This is a genomic window from Nostoc sp. UIC 10890, assembly GCF_054786515.1.
This window is the reverse complement of the sequence record NZ_JBSGKF010000001.1, coordinates 6,397,401-6,414,033: the sequence shown is the minus strand read 5'-3', so window position 1 is coordinate 6,414,033 and position 16,633 is coordinate 6,397,401. Positions and strand designations below refer to the sequence as shown.

Here is a 16,633-nt window from a genome sequence, read left to right as displayed (position 1 = left end):
TCACTATGAATAAATTTAATTTTTTGTTAAGTTTACAAAAATATTGGCAACATTTTGTTATCTGGATGGCTAGTGGTTCTGACCTCCAAGTGTGGCACGAATCAGACCGTCGTGGTCACACTTCTTGTTGGCACGCCTACGATCCAATCACAGGACGTTCTGCCTGTTTTGGATCTGAAGAAGAAATGCGAATTTGGATTGATAAGTGTTACTACAGATAGCATTTATTAACCAACAAATATAGGAATCTGTTTTGATTTCTGAACTAATTTGCGTGGGCAGGTAACAGGAAATAGGCAATAGGAAATAGGCAATAGGCAATAGGCAATAAGAAATAGGAAAGAAGGCGTCTTAGTTGTACTGAGTTTTTTCAGAAATCAAATATGAGTACTATTGTAGGCAATACGGTTCGGTTAAGGTAAAAGACGCGATGAATCGCCGTCTCTACAAAAGACCGATTATTGTAGAGACGGCGATTTATCGCGTCTTTGTGATAAATTATCGAATCTTTGTGATCTAAAATTTTCATCAAAAAGCCTTAACTGAACCGTATTGCTATATATCTGTCCCTACCAAAAACCTGTATTATAGACAATTGAAATATTCAGCGTGGTTCTAATTTAGCAACTCGCTCCTCTAATTTGTTGACTTGTTGCTTTAATTCAATCACCAAAGTTGCAAGCCGATCAAACATCCGATCTTGCTGTGATAAATTTCCTCTAGAACCAGTTGGCTGTCGTGGGGTAAGTGTTGTTCTTGGGGATGGAGATTGGCCGGTTCGACCTAGTTGAGACTCTATCTGATTTAACCGCGACTCGACACGATTAAAGTCAGCTTCCAGATTATTGATGCGGGATTCTACTTGCTGCGATGAGGCAGTTTTAGGAAAAAAACTGCCCCAGATAATTGTTACTAAAATCCCGGCGATTACTAGCACCTTGATTTTTTTCATATCAATAGCTGACTTCTGACAACAGCTTAACTAACCAGAGTTTGCTGGTATGCTTTACAGACTAAAAATCTGTGGATATTTCATTTTTTATCTGGTTGTAAGTTAGAAAATAAACTCTGCCAATCGATAGAGTTGACAGTATTTTCTCCCTGTTTAACCTCAAAGGTGACATTACACGCTTTTTCTAGTTTTAGCGCTTGTACACAAAGTTTTGCCGCATCTTCACGGCTGATTTTCCCCTTAATATTATCACCTTGCTCGAATATTAATTCCTTACCTCCTGCGTCTTCAGTTAAAGCACAAGGTCTAATAATCGTATAAGGAATTCCGCTTTCTCTTAAACTATCTTCTCCCTTCAATTTCCAAGTTAAAATTCCTCCCAATTGGTCATTTAACTTCACCGCTGGGGGTTCTTCATCTAAATTAATGCCAGGGCGTCCGGGACGGGTTACACCTGCTGAACTGACGAGGATAAATTGTGGTAAAGTTGTCCCGCCATAAGCTTTAATTGATTCCAACTGAAAAGCAAAACCACCAGCAGTAAATTTGGGATTTAAAGCGCCATCATATTCAAATTTGCTCAACATCAGTTGGAATGAACAAATTCTACTTTGCTCAATTGGCGGCGCATCTTTGACAACTTTTGCCCGAAATACGGGAACCAAATCTGCAAAAGGAATATGAATATCGATCCAGGTATTAGCTACCGTGTCAAAGGAATAGCTGTAGCCAATACCATCCCATTTTGTATCTGTTCGCAGAAAGATTTTATAACGCTGACCGTCACCTTTGACGCGCAATTTCACACCTAGGTAACCAGATAAGTTGAAGGGTGGATCAAAATTCTTAGTTCTGACAGAAGCAAATCCGCCAGAGTTAGCGGTGGAGACATTACCAGCAAATATAGCTGTATTTTCTACTAGTTGAATATTACTGGCACTCACGCCACCCATAACAACATCATCTAACGCTCCCCAGTTATCTTTTAATTCTGCTGATGGCTTGGTGAAATCAAATATTAGTTTTTCGTTTGCTTGGGGTAAATATTTGGCCGCAGCTTGGACTAAGTTTTTGACACCTTGATATTCTACATTTTCTGGGGTGTCACCAACGATTTCTGGTTGGTAAAATTTAACACCTTGATAATATTTGGCTCTATCTGCTGTGTCTCCCTCAACTGGTTGTACGCGCACTGCTGTACAACAAACTACAGCTTGGATATTAGCCATAACTAAAGGAGTTAAAGTTTCTGGTTGAGTAATATCCGCAACTACTAAATCTATATCGTTACCAAGAATTGACCGCGCTTTGTCAATATCTCGTACTAGTGCGCGAACTTTATAACCTTGCTCAAGCGATCGCAGCACTACTCGTTTACCTACACCACCTGTTGCACCTGCTACTAATATTACACCCACGTTTCTTCCTCCATTGGGTCTATATTGATTATCCTTAGGACGACCTTGGATTAACTGCTGTACCCAGTTAAGGAAAGGAATTACCTCAAAGTAGGTCAGGGTTTCGATAAACCTGCCTAAGTCCCATTGAGAACGATTTTTGTCAGTCATATTTGCGTCCTCATAACTTTCTTAAGTCTAGCCCAATCAGCCGATGAAGAAGTAGTTCAAGTATTATTTATTTTACACTTGATTAAGTACGGTATTGGTATTATTTTTATCGAATGGCTTAACGTGTATAAAAACAACCAAAATCGTAGATGATAATCATCCCTTGGCACTTAAAGCAATTATCCCGGCAATGCAAATTCAAGGGTCTAGTTTTATTAAAAAATGTATTTTATTACTTTTCAGTAAATTCACTGCAACAGTATTTCTCTAGAAAGGTACATAAAAGTATAAGTTAACTTTCAGGGAAATTACGATGAATTTTACAGAGTCTCTTAAAAATGAGCTAATTTCTTCTAGTATGATTGACCAAACTTTAAAGGTAGGTGATATTATTCCTAATTTCATTCTACCTAATTCTTTCGGTCAATCAGTAGAAATAGAAAAACTACTGACTAGTGGGGCTGTAGTTATTTCCTTTTTTCGAGGTTCTTGGTGTCCTTTCTGTAACTTGGAACTAGCAGGACTCCAGCAAGCATTACCTGCAATTCAAACATTAGGAGCATCACTAATTGCTATTTCACCTCAAACTGTTCGCCATACTATCTCAACTATAGAAAAACATGAACTAACTTATGAAGTATTGAGCGATCACAGCAATATGATTGCTCGTCAATTTGGGATTGTGTTTCAAATTCCAGAGTCTCTAAGACATATATTACACGAGAAAGGCCATGTGTTACCTAGATACAATGGAGATGAGTCTTTTGAATTACCTATCCCAGCTACATTTGTAGTTTCTCAAGATGGAAAAATTGTTTATGCTTTTGTTGATCCAGATTATACTAAACGGTTAGACCCAATTGAAATTGTGAGTATTCTACGAAATATTTCTATAGTTAGCAAAAGCTAGAATGTTAATTCTATATTTCCACTATTTTTTCCAATTCTTAGATAATACTCAGCTTTATATAGTAACCCGCTTTGATTTCTGAACGAATTTGCGTAGACAGGCAATAGGCAATAGGCAACAGGGAACAGTCAAGAAGGCTTCTTAGTTGTACTGAGTTTTTTCAGAAATCAAATATGAATCCTATATCAGACTCATATCAGGATTATCTGTCATCATAGTAGTTAGTAGAAATCAGGCAATTTCAAGAAAAATTTTTCAATAGTATGTCTGATTTGATGAATTTTCTTTAAAATTATCACAAAAAAGTTGTCAAAGATATGCAAAATACTACTCTACAAAAAGCGACATTTGGAGCAGGCTGTTTCTGGGGAGTTGAAGCAGCATTTCGTCAACTAAAAGGCGTAACTTCTACGGCTGTTGGTTACAGTGGCGGACACTTTGAGAATCCAACTTATGAAGATGTCTGTAGAGGCAAAACTGGACACGCTGAGGTAGTGGAAGTGGAATATGATCCGGCAATAGTATCTTATGATGAACTGCTAGATGTGTTTTGGAATAAGCACAATCCCACAACATCAAGCTATCAGGAGCCAGATGTTGATTCTCAATATCGGTCAGTTATATTTTTTCACACTACAGAGCAGGAATTGCTAGCAAGAGCTTCCAAGGAACTGCTTGAGAATGGTTTTCGTTACGGCAAAAAGGCAATTGTGACTGAGATTGTACCTGCACCGCAGTTCTACAGAGCAGAAGAATATCATCAACAATATCTGGAGAAGCGTGGACGAGCGTCTTACAGGATAGGCTAATCTTTCACTGGATTGAGGGAATCTTAAAAGCCGAATGTTGCAAATCCCCTTAGAGGTTGTTTTATATAAAAGTGGTTAGCTGTGACTTTCAGCACCTATTGATCCCCCCTAGCCCCCCTTAAAAACTACGGTGTACACACAAGTCGAAAAAAGCTTGATTTTCCATTCATTGTTTTCTTGTTGATCTCGTTCCCATGCAGAGCATGGGAATGCCTGATTTAGAGGCTCTGCCTCTAGTCAGATATTGAGTCAGAGACTCAATGAATGCATTCCCAGTCTCCGACTGGGAACGAGGAAATGCTTATCAAGCTGGGTTTTTAGGACTTGTGTGTACACCGTAGCTTTTTAAGGGGGGAAACTTCTTAAAGTCCCCCTTTTTAAGGGGGATTTAGGGGGATCTAAAACTTCTCGCTACCAACAACAGGACTTTTAAAACAACCTCTTAGAGGTTGTTTTAAAAGTGTTTCGCTGTGACTTTAGGCACTTTTAGATCCCCCCTAACCCACGCCAGTCGCTCCACTTGGGGAAACCGCAGACGCTCGCAGACTCGCTAACGCTGCGTTATCGCCCTTGGCGTCTCCCCTTGGGAGAAAACCTACATATAAAGCAATTTTGCGTAAGTCATTCATTACTAACATAGCGATCGCTCGGATGACGTACTATGTAATTTAGTATCGCTACCAAAGCAGTAAAGCAGGCAAAATATAGCTTCCGGGCAACAATGCAAAAACTCCTTTTTCATGATAAAGAAAGATTTAAAGCACAGGCCCTATTCCTTGGTAAAGGTATTAACTTACAGACCCTAGATAATTACGTTTCCTTGGCGAGTATGCCACTAATGGTTAGAGCAGGTGAAGCAGGCTACGCAGTATTGCTGGCCTATGGTGTGGTTGTCCTGTTTAACCTTGAGCCTGTAGAAAAAGTAGCCTTTTTGAGCAAACTATCCTCTCAAATTAGTGGTTCTTTTGCCAATCCGGAAACAGAAGAGGTGGAAGTTCAACTCAGTATTACGGACAGTGAACGAGCTAAGGAAGGAAAAATTTTACTGCATGAATTGAGTATAGAACGCTTGCAGATAGTGGCTGATATTCTCGCCAAGAGTGTTGTGCTGTCTCACTATGAAACCAGCCTAGCGACTGTATTCGATCAAATTGAACCGTTTGCAGCTAGTCTCCAGCGTGAAAACAGAAGTAGACACCAGAGCCGGGAATTACTGCGTCAACTAGGGACTACCTTATTAGTTCAACATAAAATTGTCGGTCAAGTAGAGATTATCGATAAGCCGGAGTTGCTCTGGGAATCCCCACAGCTAGAAAACTTATATCTGCGCTTGGAAGATGAATACGAAATCCGTGAGCGTCACCACGCCCTGGAACGTAAACTAGATTTAATTGCTCAAACTGCCCAAACAGTGCTGGAGTTTATGCAGCATAGCAGTAGTCAGCGTGTAGAGTGGTATGTCGTGATTCTGATTGTGGTAGAAATTCTACTGTCACTGTACGACATCATTTTCAAAGGCTAAATTTAGGGTTGTGATACCAATTCGCAATTCGCAATGGGCTAACGCTCCGCTCCGCTAACGCAATTCGCAATTAAAAAACTTAGATACAGCGTTAGGGGAAGTCCCTCATGTAAAGGTCACACATGAAATACACATAACCAGACTTATGGTCTACATCCCCGTTAGGGGAAGTGGTTATGTAAAGTATGAACGGTTTAATAACACCGCAATTTGCGGCACAATGTTCGTTTACATCCCCGTTAGGGGAAGTGGTTATGTAAAGTTGCTTTGAAACACTTGGTGTGGAAAAGCACGTAAAGTTTACATCCCCGTTAGGGGAAGTGGTTATGTAAAGCTCTACTCAACTATGGAGTTGGTGGGGCAGCAATATTGTTTACATCCCCGTTAGGGGAAGTGGTTATGTAAAGATTTTGAGGAAAAGTCAATGAATTCGACAATTGTTTTGTTTAGCTAATCGTCACTTAAGTTGCATAATAAGAAGATGAAGCCGTTTAAAAGCGACGATGCCGCCCCCAGCCAAGAACTTTTTAACGCCAGAACAAGTTAGCTCCTTACAGCAAGCTCTAAAAGAGAGCGACAAACCACACGTCAGGGAAAGAATTTTAATTATTCTGCTACAGAATGATGGGAAACCGCAACATGAAATTGCTAAATTTTTAGGCTGTTCGCACAGAACAGTGGCATATTGGTGTATGCATGGTGATCCAGATGAGCTAGAAACTCTACATAATAAAAGAGAGTATGAACATTATCGAAAAGCGACTCCTGAATATATTGAACTGTTATTAAAAACTGTTGACCAAGAACCATCAGATTTAGGCTACGACTTCGGCAGATGGACGGCAGAAAGATTAGCCACATATTTAACAAAAGAAACAGGAATTGATTTAAGTAGCTCTCAGGTTAGGAGGATATTAAAGAGAAAAAAGTATAGTTATATCTGGGCTAAATATGACCTAGAAGATAAACAAAATCCTATTGAAAGAGCGAAGTTTAAAGAGAAACTTACTCAATATTTATCAATAGCGCGAGAGCAACCAGAGCGTTTACAGGTATGGTTTTGGGACGAGAGCGGTTTTAGTTTACGCGTGATTCGTCGCAAGGGTTGGGGTAAAAAAGGAAAACGCAAGAATGTTCCAGGTCAACGGCGTTGTGGTCGAGTAAATGTAATGGGGGCAATCAGAGAACTAGACCGAAAACGAGTATGCTTTTTTGTTAAAAAAGGGAACGCAGATATTTTTTATGAGCAATTACAACAATTAAATGAATTAATTAAGCAAGAATGGGTAAGCAAAGGAAACCTTGGTGAGGATTTTGCGAAATATGGGCCAAAGATTATTTTAATTTTAGATAATGCTAGTTTTCATAAACGCAAAGATGTTCTAGCTAAAATATCTGAAGAATTCCCAAATTTTGTTCTAGAGTTCTTGCCCGCTTACAGCCCTGATTACAACATTATCGAGTTAGTCTGGCATTCATGTAAAGAATATATTGCTCATCGGTTATTTAAATCAGTAGATGAATTAAAATCACTGCTAGATAAGCTGTTGAATCAAGGCGAGTTAGTGATTAGGTGGCATCGGAATATAAAACATAAAGGTAATTTCAGCTATGTTGCAGCTTAAATGCTGATTAGCTTTACATCCCCGTTAGGGGAAGTGGTTATGTAAAGGTTTGCTTGTTGCAGCAGGAGGGGTAATAGTTTTTAGTTTACATCCCCGTTAGGGGAAGTGGTTATGTAAAGATTGAAATGTTCAACTTGCTTTCAAAGCTAGGAATTGTTTACATCCCCGTTAGGGGAAGTGGTTATGTAAAGGATTGCATTTTCAGGATTAGCTGGAGTAGGAGCTGTCACGTTTACATCCCCGTTAGGGGAAGTGGTTATGTAAAGGTTACGCATGGAATGCGCGTGTCAAGAACAGAGTTTACATCCCCGTTAGGGGAAGTGGTTATGTAAAGAGTTACCTTTTGGAAACCTTACTGGGAGAGGGTTTCAGATACCCCAATCGACACACCTCTTGAAAAGTACAAAAAATTTTTAAAAAAGTATCAATTTTGCAGTCTGAAAAGCTTACTGCGTAAGGCATCGACACACCTCAACGGAATTATGCGGTTTTCAAGGTTCGGGCGAGGTGTGTAGATGAGCATCAACACATTCTAAAAAAGGTATAGCACGTTACCTATGATTGTCAAGTATTAGGTTATAAGAAGAATTCAGAACTCAGGAGTCAGAATTCAGTATTTAGTATTCAGTATGAATTCTGTACGAGTGGGTGACGAATATTGGTTAAAACCGTACAACTCTTAGAGACGCTACCGCGAACGTCCCGCTAGGCTAACGCCCGAAGTCAAGCGAAAAAAATTAAAATATTCTCACCTTAAAACTCTATCCCTTTATGGGCAGAGTGTTCACCAATTCTGAATTCTGAATTCTGAATTCTGACTCCTGTTTTATTTTTGCCCTACCTCGCCAAGTGCAGTTAGTTGTACGCGCAAAATTCCTTGAATTACCTGTTGGACAGCTTCTTTACTCAAACTGCCATCTACCCGTACAATTCGTGAGGGATGGGATGCTGCTAAATGTGCGTATCCTTGCTGAACGCGACGATGAAAAGCGATTGTCTCTTGTTCAATGCGGTCTAATCCTAGTTGGTCTGAGAGTTTGCGGGACAGTCCAACTTCGACATCGACATCTAGCCAAATAGTTAGGTCACTTTCTAAACCAGCAGTAGCAATATGGTTAAGCTGATTGATTAAACTCATATTCAGACCGCGACCATATCCTTGGTAGGCAATGGTAGAGTCAGTGTAGCGATCGCATAAAATATATTTCCCAGCTTGCAGTTGCGGTTTAAGTTCTTGTTCAACGTGTTGCGATCGGTCAGCAGCATACAATAAGAGTTCTGTCACCTCTGCAACTGGTTTATCTTCTGACTTTTCTAGTAGCAAGCGGCGAAGATGTACACCTAACTCTGTTCCCCCTGGTTCGCGAGTTACCAGCACAGAAACACCGAGACTTTCCAACCACTCAGAACAAAGCTGCATTTGGCTGGTTTTGCCACAGCCTTCCACCCCTTCAAATACAATTAATTTCCCACCCATGCTTTTTTGTTCGCTGCTATAAACTGATTCGCTGACGTTTGATCAAGAATAGCGCGAAGTAAAAAATCTTAGATTGCGATCGCGATCGCAATCTAAGATTTAATGGCACTCAGATAAGCCCAAAGTCTTGTATTTCCTCGTTCCCAGCCTGGAGGCTAGGCTAACTTTTCACGTTATGTGGAAAAGGTAACGATTAACCTAACCCCCTAACCCCCTTCCCGCATCGGGAAGGGGGAAATTCAAAGTCTCTCTCCTAGAAGGAGAGAGATTTAGAGAGAGGTTTTCTAGATGCCGTGAAAAGTCAGGGAGGCTAGGAACCAGCCAGATAAAACCAAAACACTTGTAGAGACGGCGATTTATCGCGTCTCTATGATTGAGTCACTAAAATTTGCTGGAACTTAAACGGTACAGTATCTCGCCAGCTTTCGGTACAACCAATATACCTTCATCCTCTCGATTAGCCCATTCTGCTAGTCTAATAGTATCCGGGTCACGATAGCTCAAGTTATGAGCAGCACAGCGTTCAGCAGAAATGCCAGTAGCTAAAGTGACACGAATCCGTGCTTGTTCCCCTTCTGTCGGATCAAAAGTACCCATCCCTTTTAAATGAGTACTATGAGCCAGCACTCCAGCAGGATACTCTTGGAATTTATGCCACTGTTTGAGAAAGTAATCCCGCACATGATAGCCAACTTGAGATAAAATTTCGCCGTGTGTATAGCTAAATTCGGTAATGTGAGGAGCATATATAATGACCTCACCTCCATCAGCTACTACTGGCTCTAGTTTGTACATTCCTTTAGCTGCTGTCCAAATGTCATCGTACATTTGGGGCATGACTGAAAGCACTTGTTTAAAAGGCTGATCTACATATTTAATATGCAGTTTAGCTGATAATTGTGCAGCAGCTTCCCAGGCTGACTCTGGTTGATCTATATAAAGTCCAGCTAGCTGATTTGTTTTCGGTGCGACCACCATCGCCAAACAAAGCTTTGGGGTAGAAATCAGGCTAGCGGCTCGGTTAATCAAACGCCGGACTGGTGTTATTCCGAGTGTACCAATAATTTCGTAACAAGTGATTAAAGCACCTAACCAGTGTGAGAGATTAATTACTTCCTGACCACCAATACCGGGAAAAAAATATTTATTTCCACCAGAGAAACCGACAACTTCGTGGGGAAAAACTGGGCCGCAAATCATGATTAAATCGTATTCGGTGACAAGCTTATTAACACGCACATCAACTTCTTGATGCAGCATTCCACTACTAATTTCTGCTATCTCATCTGCCGAAATTACTCCACAAGAAATAAAGGTATCTGGCTCATTCCAAAGATGGTTAAATATGCGAACTTTTTTAAAAGTTGTCTCTCGCTCCTCCGGTGTCACTCCCACCAAGTGATTAATCTGTTCTTCACTCATAGGATTATGTGTACCCAGAGCAATTAAAAAATCCAGAGCCGCTACTCTTTTACCCAACTCCTGATGCAGCAATCGAAACATTTGCGGGATGGGAGCAGTGCGGGTACTATCTGGAATTAACACTAAGATGCGCTGTCCATCTAACTTAGGGTCTTTTAAAGCTTGATGAATTAGCGCAGAAAGTTGCTCATCTGAAAGTGTGCCGTTATTTACAGCCAGTGAATACATTATTAAACTCCACTGTAGATACTAAATCCACCATCTACTGGCACAACTACCCCGTTAACGAAACTAGAGCCTGAACTACATAACCAGATCAAAGTGCTGAGTAATTCATCTGGTTTTCCGAAACGTCCGGCGGGGGTATGCTCAATGATTTTTTGCCCGCGAACGGTCAAACTACCATCAGAATTTAAGAGTAAATCTCGATTTTGTTCGCCAATAAAGAAACCTGGTGCGATCGCATTTACTCGCATTCCATCACCATACTTTTGGGCGAGTTCTACCGCTAACCAGCGAGTAAAGTTATCTATCCCGGCTTTAGCGGCTGAGTAACCAACCACCCGACTAATCACTCGGATAGCAGACATAGAAGAAATATTGACAATACAACCGTGGGGCTGATTTTTTTCCACCATTGCTTGACCAAAAACCTGACAAGGTAGTAGAGTGCCAAGTAAGTTGAGGCTAACTACTTCCTCAAAGGCTGGATGTGGCATATCAAAAATAGTCGCATCAGGGGTAATTGTGGCAGCCGGAATATTCCCGCCAGCCATGTTTACCAAGATATCTATTTCACCCCAACACTGTATAATATAATCCCTGGCAATTTCTAATTGGGAGCGATCGCTAACATCTGCCACCACAGCGATACTTTCTCCACCATTAGCAGTAATCTCAGCCACCACAGCCCCCGCCCGTGCTTCATTACGACCCAAAACCACAACTCGCGCTCCCGCCAGAGCCAAACCCTTTGCCATAGCCCCACCAAGCACACCAGAACCACCAGTAACTACCGCTACCTGCTCCTTCAAACTAAAAAGTTTACTTAAAATCAAAATGATTCCCCCACTTAGTAAAACTCTCTGCGTACCTCCGCGCTTCCCTCCGCGCTCCTCTGCGTTTAAATTCCCCCTCAATTCCCCTCAAACTTATAAGCAACCTTAGCGAGGTCATAAGCCAAAGCACGAGCCATACCATACCCCTCCTCCTCCTCAACCAATCCCCGCGCAACCAATCCAGCCAACCAATTACAAGCTACCCGCCGCCAGACATTATGACGAGCCGGAATTGAAACGAAAGCCCGTGTATCATCATTAAATCCAGCAGTATTATAAATTCCAGCAGTTTCCATTACCTGATTGAAATAACGCTCCATACCATTTACGCTGTCGTGAAACCACCAAGGCGGCCCCAGCAATACAGTAGGATAATGACCAGCTAACGGAGCCATCTCACGGCTATAAGTGCTTTCATCCATACCAAAAATGATTAAATGGAAGCGCGGATCATTACCGTAAGCTGACAACAACGGACGCAGATTTTGAGTCCATTCTATTTTTACGGGAATATCAGCGCCTTTATCAGATCCAAATCTCTCAAATAAAGTCGGGTTATGGTTACGCATCACACCACAATGCATTTGCATCACCAAGCCATCTTCCACACTCATCCGCGCCATTTCCATGAAGATATGACCGGTAAAATTTTCTACATCACCTGGATTCAGCTTGTCGGCTAATGCTCTCGCAAAGATAGCTTCAGCTTCTTGGTCAGAAAGGCGTGTGGTATAAGGTGTAGCTGCACCTTGATCGGTAGCTGTCGCACCCATTTTTTTAAAGAAAGCTCGACGTTCTTCGAGAGCTTGCACAAAAGTGGCGTAAGTATTAATTTCTCTACCGATACTGCTTTCCAATTTAGTAAGATTTTCCCGCCAACCAGGAGCATCTAGGTTAACTACTGCATCTGGGCGAAAAGTTGGTCTAATTTGAGTGAAACCTTCTTCGTGGAGCGATCGCTGATTCTCTAGGTTATCACTGGCGGCGTCGGTAGTACAAAGCACTTCGATGTTAAAGCGTTTGAATAAAGCACGAGGGGAAAATTTAGATGAAGCTAACAAACCTTCTAGATAATCATAGATATGTCCAGCATTGTGAGAATTTAAAGGTTCATCTACACCAAAGACGTTAGTTAGTTCCTCTTTCAGCCACAACCCAGAGGGAGTACCCTGGAATAGATAAAAATGGTCTGCGAACAATTGCCAGATTTTGCGGTGGTTGGTTTCTACTGGTGAACCATCATTAGTATGTATACCCAAAGCTTGCAGAGGTACACCCCGACTGTAGAGCATCCGCAAAAGGTAGTGGTCAGGAATAATCAGTAATTCCGTCGGTGAACCAAAACGGGCTGCGGGATTAGCTAACAAAGCTGGATCTACGTGTCCATGTGGGCAAACTAGAGGTAACGCAGATATACTGTCAAAAAATTGATGTGCAAGTCGTCTTTGAACTGGTTCTGGAGAAAAACAGCGATCAGGAGATAAACTCGGTTTTTTAGTTAACATACTTTTTATTTGGTTAAAAGTTTCAAATAAATTGTCTTCAATCTTAAATTGTTAATAATGCTGCACTACTACCACGCTCTACTAAAAAAGGAGATAAAACGCGGTTTTCTACAGTTTTTTCTTCTAATAAATCGAGTAACATTTGCATAGCATAGCCACCAATTTCTAACATTGGCTGGCTAACTGTGGTCAGTGCTGGTGTAACATAACAGCCTAGAGCAATACCATCAAATCCGACGAGACTTAAATTTCGCGGTACTAAAATACCTAATTCTTGACAAGCTAACAGAGCGCCAATCGCCACCATATCGTTGTAACAAAATATGCCTGTAACTTCCGCAGATAATAGTTTAGACAGCATATTTTTTCCGGTGTTCACATCGCTGGTTCTGGTATCGTATTCATCACTAATTGAAACCCAATCTGTATTTGGTGGAATACCAGCTTCCGCAAGGGCCATTTGATACCCTTCTAGGCGCTGCTGGTTCGACCTGCTGCGATCGCCTACCCCAAGATAACCAATAGCGGTGTGTCCCAAACTTATTAGATGCTCTGTGGCTAATTTAGCACCTAAGCGATCGTCTATTGCTACTGAGTGTAATATTTCGGATTGATCTTCGGTCTGACTATTAATCAGAACTGTTGGCACAGCAATTTGCGTAAGTTGTTTGATATGCTGCTTACTAATTCGTGAATCAGCTACTAAGATCCCATCCACTCTCCGGCGATGAAAAGTATCAATAGCTGCCATTTCCTGCTCAAAATCTCGGTGTGAAGCACTCAACAAAACACTCAAACCTGCTGGTCTGGCTATCTTCTCGATTCCCTCTACTACCTCAGCAAAAAAAGGATCTGCGATTGAAGTTACTACTACACCAATAGTATTTGTACGCTTATTTTGTAAACTTTGAGCAATAGCATTTGGCACATAGCTCATCTCCTGCGCCAGTCGCTTAATTTCTTCTCGCACTTTTGGGCTAATTAGAGCGTTATCTCGCAAAGCGCGTGAAACTGTAGAATGAGAAACCCCTGCTCTGCGGGCAATATCTTCAATTGAAATTCTTCGTTTATTCATTTTTTATCTTAGTAATTAACTATTGCACACGTGTGCATTTGTATGTATTATAGAAAATAATCGTTATTTGTCAAGAGATTTATACAACTCACATTTTGCATAAAAAGGAGTTAGAAGTCCTGACTTTTACCTCCACCCATAACTACAACTACGAATTAGGAATTACGAATTAGCTTAACTTTTCTTAATAAAAAGATGATTCAGCAGTCAATGATTATTATCGTCATGGGTGTATCTGGTTCCGGCAAAACTACCATCGGAAAACTGTTAGCAGATTCGTTAGAATGGGAGTTTAGCGACGCGGATACTTTCCACTCGCCAGAAAATGTTGAGAAAATGCGATGTGGTATCCCCCTGAGTGAAGCAGACAGAATGCCTTGGTTACAAGATTTGCAAACAGCTATTAAACACTGGCTGCAAGAAAATAAAAGTGTGGTGCTGGCGTGTTCGGCTTTAAAAGATAGCTATCGGCAATTTTTGCTACTGGATAGCGATCGCATTAAGCTAGTTTACCTGAAAGGATCTTATGAGTTAATTCAAGCACGGTTACAAGAGCGTAGCAATCATTACATGAATGAAAAACTCCTCGGTAGTCAGTTCAATACTCTTGAAGAACCGTTAGATACCATATCTATGGATATTGCACAGCCACCGCAGATAATTGTCCAAAACATTAGAACAGCTTTGGAAATTTAGGTTATTGATGACAACCGTAATATTAAGATTAATCACGTCTCTACGAAAACACGAACTTTTGGCAACTAAATTACATCAGATGTAAGTCTAAATAAATTATAAAAGCAACCACATAAATTGGAGTGGTAGGAGAAAACTAGTGTTTCTAAGATTAGCGCAACAACATCAACAATTCGTCCAAGACTTGGTAATGAACCTGCAAGCCTTGACAATTATACTTGAGCGACGTGGTTATACTGCCTCTTGTTATACATGCGGCGACCAAATGAAGAGTGCTTCATTTATAGTTAGCCTCAGAGAAAAACACCTAATTCGGTTTTTAGTCTCTGATTACGGGATTACTTGGATGGAATTGTGGGACGATCGCGAATTAATGAAGTTAGAGGGTGCAGAAGCAATAAATCAGCTAGAAGAGTTGGCTAATCTTGTTAAGTATTCTACTGCTGTGCAATTAGCAATTTGATACCCCCTAGCTGAGTCCGACAACAAAAAAACATAAATATAGGTTTTGCACAGGTGTGTAATACAAAAGATTAGCTTATATTAGTCAATTCATACACAAGTGTGCAAAAAGCAAAAGTACGATTTTTCTTCGGAACCCAAAAGATCGAAGAAAAGCGGGTGAAGTAAATCATCATAGCTGTAAAAATACGAAATGAAACTTAACACCCGCTTTTGCACACGTGTGCAAAAATAAAAAATAAGTTTAAAACAGGCTTTGCACACCTGTGCATAAGGGAGCGCAAAAGTACCATTTAACAAATCAATATCGACAAGTAGGAAGATATGTCTCAAACTCTAAATAATGTGATTGCTCAAGCTCAAAACAATCCCTTATATTCTCTAGAAGAATGGGAAGAAGACTTACTTAATCGCTATCCCGATCCAGAAAGCATAGTTAAAGAAGGTAAAACAACTGAAGAGTACAGAAATTACGAAACGACTATTAGAGATACGGTAAAAGAGTTTTATCGATTAAACCATATTAATCAAACATACGATTTTGTACTTCAAAAAGAAAAAGAATTTTTAAAGTTTGACAAGAAAGAAATGTCTGTTTGGGATGCAGTCGAATTTTTGAATCAATTGGTTGATGATTCCGATCCTGATACAGACATGGATCAATTACAACATTTATTGCAAACATCAGAAGCTATTCGCGCTGATGGTCATCCTGATTGGATGGTACTTACCGGCTTCTTTCACGATATGGGGAAGGTACTTTGTCTATTTGGTGAGCCTCAATGGGCTACTGTAGGCGATACTTATCCTGTAGGTTGTGCATTTTCTGATAAAATTGTTTTCTCAGAATTTTTCAAAGAAAATCCTGATTATAATAACCCCGATTACAACACTAAATATGGAATTTATGAGCCAAAGTGTGGATTGAGTAATGTACATATTTCATGGGGGCATGATGAGTATTTTTATCAGATGATGAAAAACTATTTGCCCGAACCTGCATTGTATATGCTTCGCTATCACTCATTTTATCCTCAACATCGTGAAAATGCGTATGAACATTTGATGGATAAACACGATCAAGAAATGTTTAAATGGGTGAAGTTATTCAATCCATACGATTTGTATTCCAAAAACCCTATTCCTCCTGATTGGCAGAAATTAAAACCATACTATGAAGACTTAGTTGCTAAATATTTGCCTGCAACATTAAAGTTTTAAACTGCTTGAAAAAGAATTCAGAATCCTTGAACAATGAAGGGATAGAGCAATAACAAAATATTACATCTGTAAGAGAATAAAACAGATATGTAAATTTTATTTATCCCTAATTAGGTTTAAAAGTATTATATTGTTTACTCCTTTATTGCCTTTAAGTCATGGACGAGCAATAACAAATAAATACTCTTGACAAGCAGATTTGAGTCAACTTAGAAAACTTAACTAAAGGATGTTTACATTTCTCAAAACATAGCATTCACAATCCAAGAGTTCTCTACTATAACAGTATCTTTTCTGAAGGAGTTTGATTGAGAAATGTTAACGTTTTTAA

15 protein-coding genes and 1 CRISPR repeat array are annotated in these 16,633 nt (G+C 40.2%); of the genes, 8 read left to right on the top strand and 7 right to left on the bottom strand.

Features of this window, described 5'->3' with window-relative positions; translation table 11 throughout:
* Positions 1-5 precede the first annotated feature (5 nt).
* Positions 6-221 carry a hypothetical protein gene (locus ACWATR_RS26450; RefSeq protein ID WP_460338858.1) on the top strand — a complete coding sequence of 72 codons (216 nt, stop codon included), beginning with the start codon at positions 6-8 and terminating at the stop codon, positions 219-221.
* A 383-nt stretch (positions 222-604) separates the two neighbouring features.
* Here the strand turns inward: ACWATR_RS26450 and ACWATR_RS26445 are convergent, their stop codons facing one another.
* Complete coding sequence (locus tag ACWATR_RS26445) at positions 605-952, bottom strand: hypothetical protein (protein WP_460338856.1); 348 nt, start codon at positions 950-952, stop codon at positions 605-607.
* Positions 953-1,032: 80 nt separating this feature from the next.
* Complete coding sequence (locus ACWATR_RS26440; protein WP_460338854.1) at positions 1,033-2,520, bottom strand: CIA30 family protein; 1,488 nt, start codon at positions 2,518-2,520, stop codon at positions 1,033-1,035.
* A gap of 313 nt (positions 2,521-2,833) precedes the next feature.
* Between ACWATR_RS26440 and ACWATR_RS26435 the strand changes: the two genes are divergently transcribed.
* The 4 genes from ACWATR_RS26435 (at position 2,834) to ACWATR_RS26420 (ending at position 7,386) form a co-directional block, all read left to right on the top strand.
* A complete protein-coding gene (locus tag ACWATR_RS26435; RefSeq protein WP_460338852.1) occupies positions 2,834-3,430 on the top strand; it encodes a peroxiredoxin-like family protein in 597 nt (198 codons plus the stop codon).
* Between the two features lie 317 nt (positions 3,431-3,747).
* Positions 3,748-4,239: a peptide-methionine (S)-S-oxide reductase MsrA gene (gene msrA, locus ACWATR_RS26430; RefSeq protein ID WP_460338850.1), complete on the top strand. Its 492-nt coding sequence runs from the start codon at positions 3,748-3,750 to the stop codon at positions 4,237-4,239.
* A gap of 721 nt (positions 4,240-4,960) precedes the next feature.
* Positions 4,961-5,761, top strand: a complete 801-nt coding sequence (locus ACWATR_RS26425; protein ID WP_460338848.1) for an RMD1 family protein — start codon at positions 4,961-4,963, stop codon at positions 5,759-5,761.
* Between the two features lie 503 nt (positions 5,762-6,264).
* Positions 6,265-7,386 carry an IS630 family transposase gene (locus ACWATR_RS26420; RefSeq protein ID WP_460329681.1) on the top strand — a complete coding sequence of 374 codons (1,122 nt, stop codon included), beginning with the start codon at positions 6,265-6,267 and terminating at the stop codon, positions 7,384-7,386.
* Positions 7,387-7,396: 10 nt separating this feature from the next.
* A CRISPR array of direct repeats spans positions 7,397-7,720; the repeat unit is 36 nt; unit sequence GTTTACATCCCCGTTAGGGGAAGTGGTTATGTAAAG.
* 492 nt (positions 7,721-8,212) lie between these two features.
* On the opposite strand, the gene tmk is transcribed toward ACWATR_RS26420, so the two are convergent.
* The 5 genes from tmk to ACWATR_RS26395 form a co-directional block, all read right to left on the bottom strand.
* Entirely contained in the window at positions 8,213-8,863 is a 651-nt protein-coding gene (tmk, locus tag ACWATR_RS26415) for a dTMP kinase (RefSeq protein ID WP_460338846.1), read from the bottom strand.
* Between the two features lie 381 nt (positions 8,864-9,244).
* The gene (locus ACWATR_RS26410; RefSeq protein WP_460338844.1) at positions 9,245-10,513 is read right to left on the bottom strand and encodes a lactate racemase domain-containing protein; all 1,269 of its coding nucleotides are present in this window, start codon (positions 10,511-10,513) and stop codon (positions 9,245-9,247) included.
* Between the two features lie 2 nt (positions 10,514-10,515).
* Positions 10,516-11,343, bottom strand: a complete 828-nt coding sequence (locus ACWATR_RS26405) for an SDR family oxidoreductase (RefSeq protein WP_460338842.1) — start codon at positions 11,341-11,343, stop codon at positions 10,516-10,518.
* 77 nt (positions 11,344-11,420) lie between these two features.
* Positions 11,421-12,848: a glucuronate isomerase gene (uxaC, locus tag ACWATR_RS26400; protein WP_460338840.1), complete on the bottom strand. Its 1,428-nt coding sequence runs from the start codon at positions 12,846-12,848 to the stop codon at positions 11,421-11,423.
* 43 nt (positions 12,849-12,891) lie between these two features.
* Complete coding sequence (locus tag ACWATR_RS26395) at positions 12,892-13,923, bottom strand: LacI family DNA-binding transcriptional regulator (RefSeq protein WP_460338838.1); 1,032 nt, start codon at positions 13,921-13,923, stop codon at positions 12,892-12,894.
* Positions 13,924-14,133: 210 nt separating this feature from the next.
* On the opposite strand from ACWATR_RS26395, the gene ACWATR_RS26390 reads away from it, so the two are divergent.
* The 3 genes from ACWATR_RS26390 (at position 14,134) to ACWATR_RS26380 (ending at position 16,302) form a co-directional block, all read left to right on the top strand.
* The gene (locus ACWATR_RS26390) at positions 14,134-14,619 is read left to right on the top strand and encodes a gluconokinase (protein WP_460340693.1); all 486 of its coding nucleotides are present in this window, start codon (positions 14,134-14,136) and stop codon (positions 14,617-14,619) included.
* Between the two features lie 139 nt (positions 14,620-14,758).
* The gene (locus ACWATR_RS26385; RefSeq protein ID WP_069069321.1) at positions 14,759-15,082 is read left to right on the top strand and encodes a DUF1815 family protein; all 324 of its coding nucleotides are present in this window, start codon (positions 14,759-14,761) and stop codon (positions 15,080-15,082) included.
* Positions 15,083-15,405: 323 nt separating this feature from the next.
* On the top strand, positions 15,406-16,302 hold the full coding sequence (locus tag ACWATR_RS26380; protein WP_460338835.1) for an inositol oxygenase family protein: 897 nt from the start codon (positions 15,406-15,408) through the stop codon (positions 16,300-16,302).
* Positions 16,303-16,633: the final 331 nt, after the last annotated feature.

Bases quoted from the DNA above. Each gene is read 5' to 3' on its own strand.
- ACWATR_RS26390 (WP_460340693.1), top strand. From the start codon at position 14,134: ATGATTATTATCGTCATGGGTGTATCTGGTTCCGGCAAAACTACCATC.
- ACWATR_RS26445 (WP_460338856.1), bottom strand. From the start codon at position 952: ATGAAAAAAATCAAGGTGCTAGTAATCGCCGGGATTTTAGTAACAATT.
- ACWATR_RS26440 (WP_460338854.1), bottom strand. From the start codon at position 2,520: ATGACTGACAAAAATCGTTCTCAATGGGACTTAGGCAGGTTTATCGAA.
- ACWATR_RS26395 (WP_460338838.1), bottom strand. From the start codon at position 13,923: ATGAATAAACGAAGAATTTCAATTGAAGATATTGCCCGCAGAGCAGGG.
- ACWATR_RS26435 (WP_460338852.1), top strand. From the start codon at position 2,834: ATGAATTTTACAGAGTCTCTTAAAAATGAGCTAATTTCTTCTAGTATG.
- ACWATR_RS26425 (WP_460338848.1), top strand. From the start codon at position 4,961: ATGCAAAAACTCCTTTTTCATGATAAAGAAAGATTTAAAGCACAGGCC.
- ACWATR_RS26410 (WP_460338844.1), bottom strand. From the start codon at position 10,513: ATGTATTCACTGGCTGTAAATAACGGCACACTTTCAGATGAGCAACTT.
- uxaC (WP_460338840.1), bottom strand. From the start codon at position 12,848: ATGTTAACTAAAAAACCGAGTTTATCTCCTGATCGCTGTTTTTCTCCA.
- ACWATR_RS26450 (WP_460338858.1), top strand. From the start codon at position 6: ATGAATAAATTTAATTTTTTGTTAAGTTTACAAAAATATTGGCAACAT.
- ACWATR_RS26420 (WP_460329681.1), top strand. From the start codon at position 6,265: ATGCCGCCCCCAGCCAAGAACTTTTTAACGCCAGAACAAGTTAGCTCC.
- msrA (WP_460338850.1), top strand. From the start codon at position 3,748: ATGCAAAATACTACTCTACAAAAAGCGACATTTGGAGCAGGCTGTTTC.
- ACWATR_RS26380 (WP_460338835.1), top strand. From the start codon at position 15,406: ATGTCTCAAACTCTAAATAATGTGATTGCTCAAGCTCAAAACAATCCC.
- tmk (WP_460338846.1), bottom strand. From the start codon at position 8,863: ATGGGTGGGAAATTAATTGTATTTGAAGGGGTGGAAGGCTGTGGCAAA.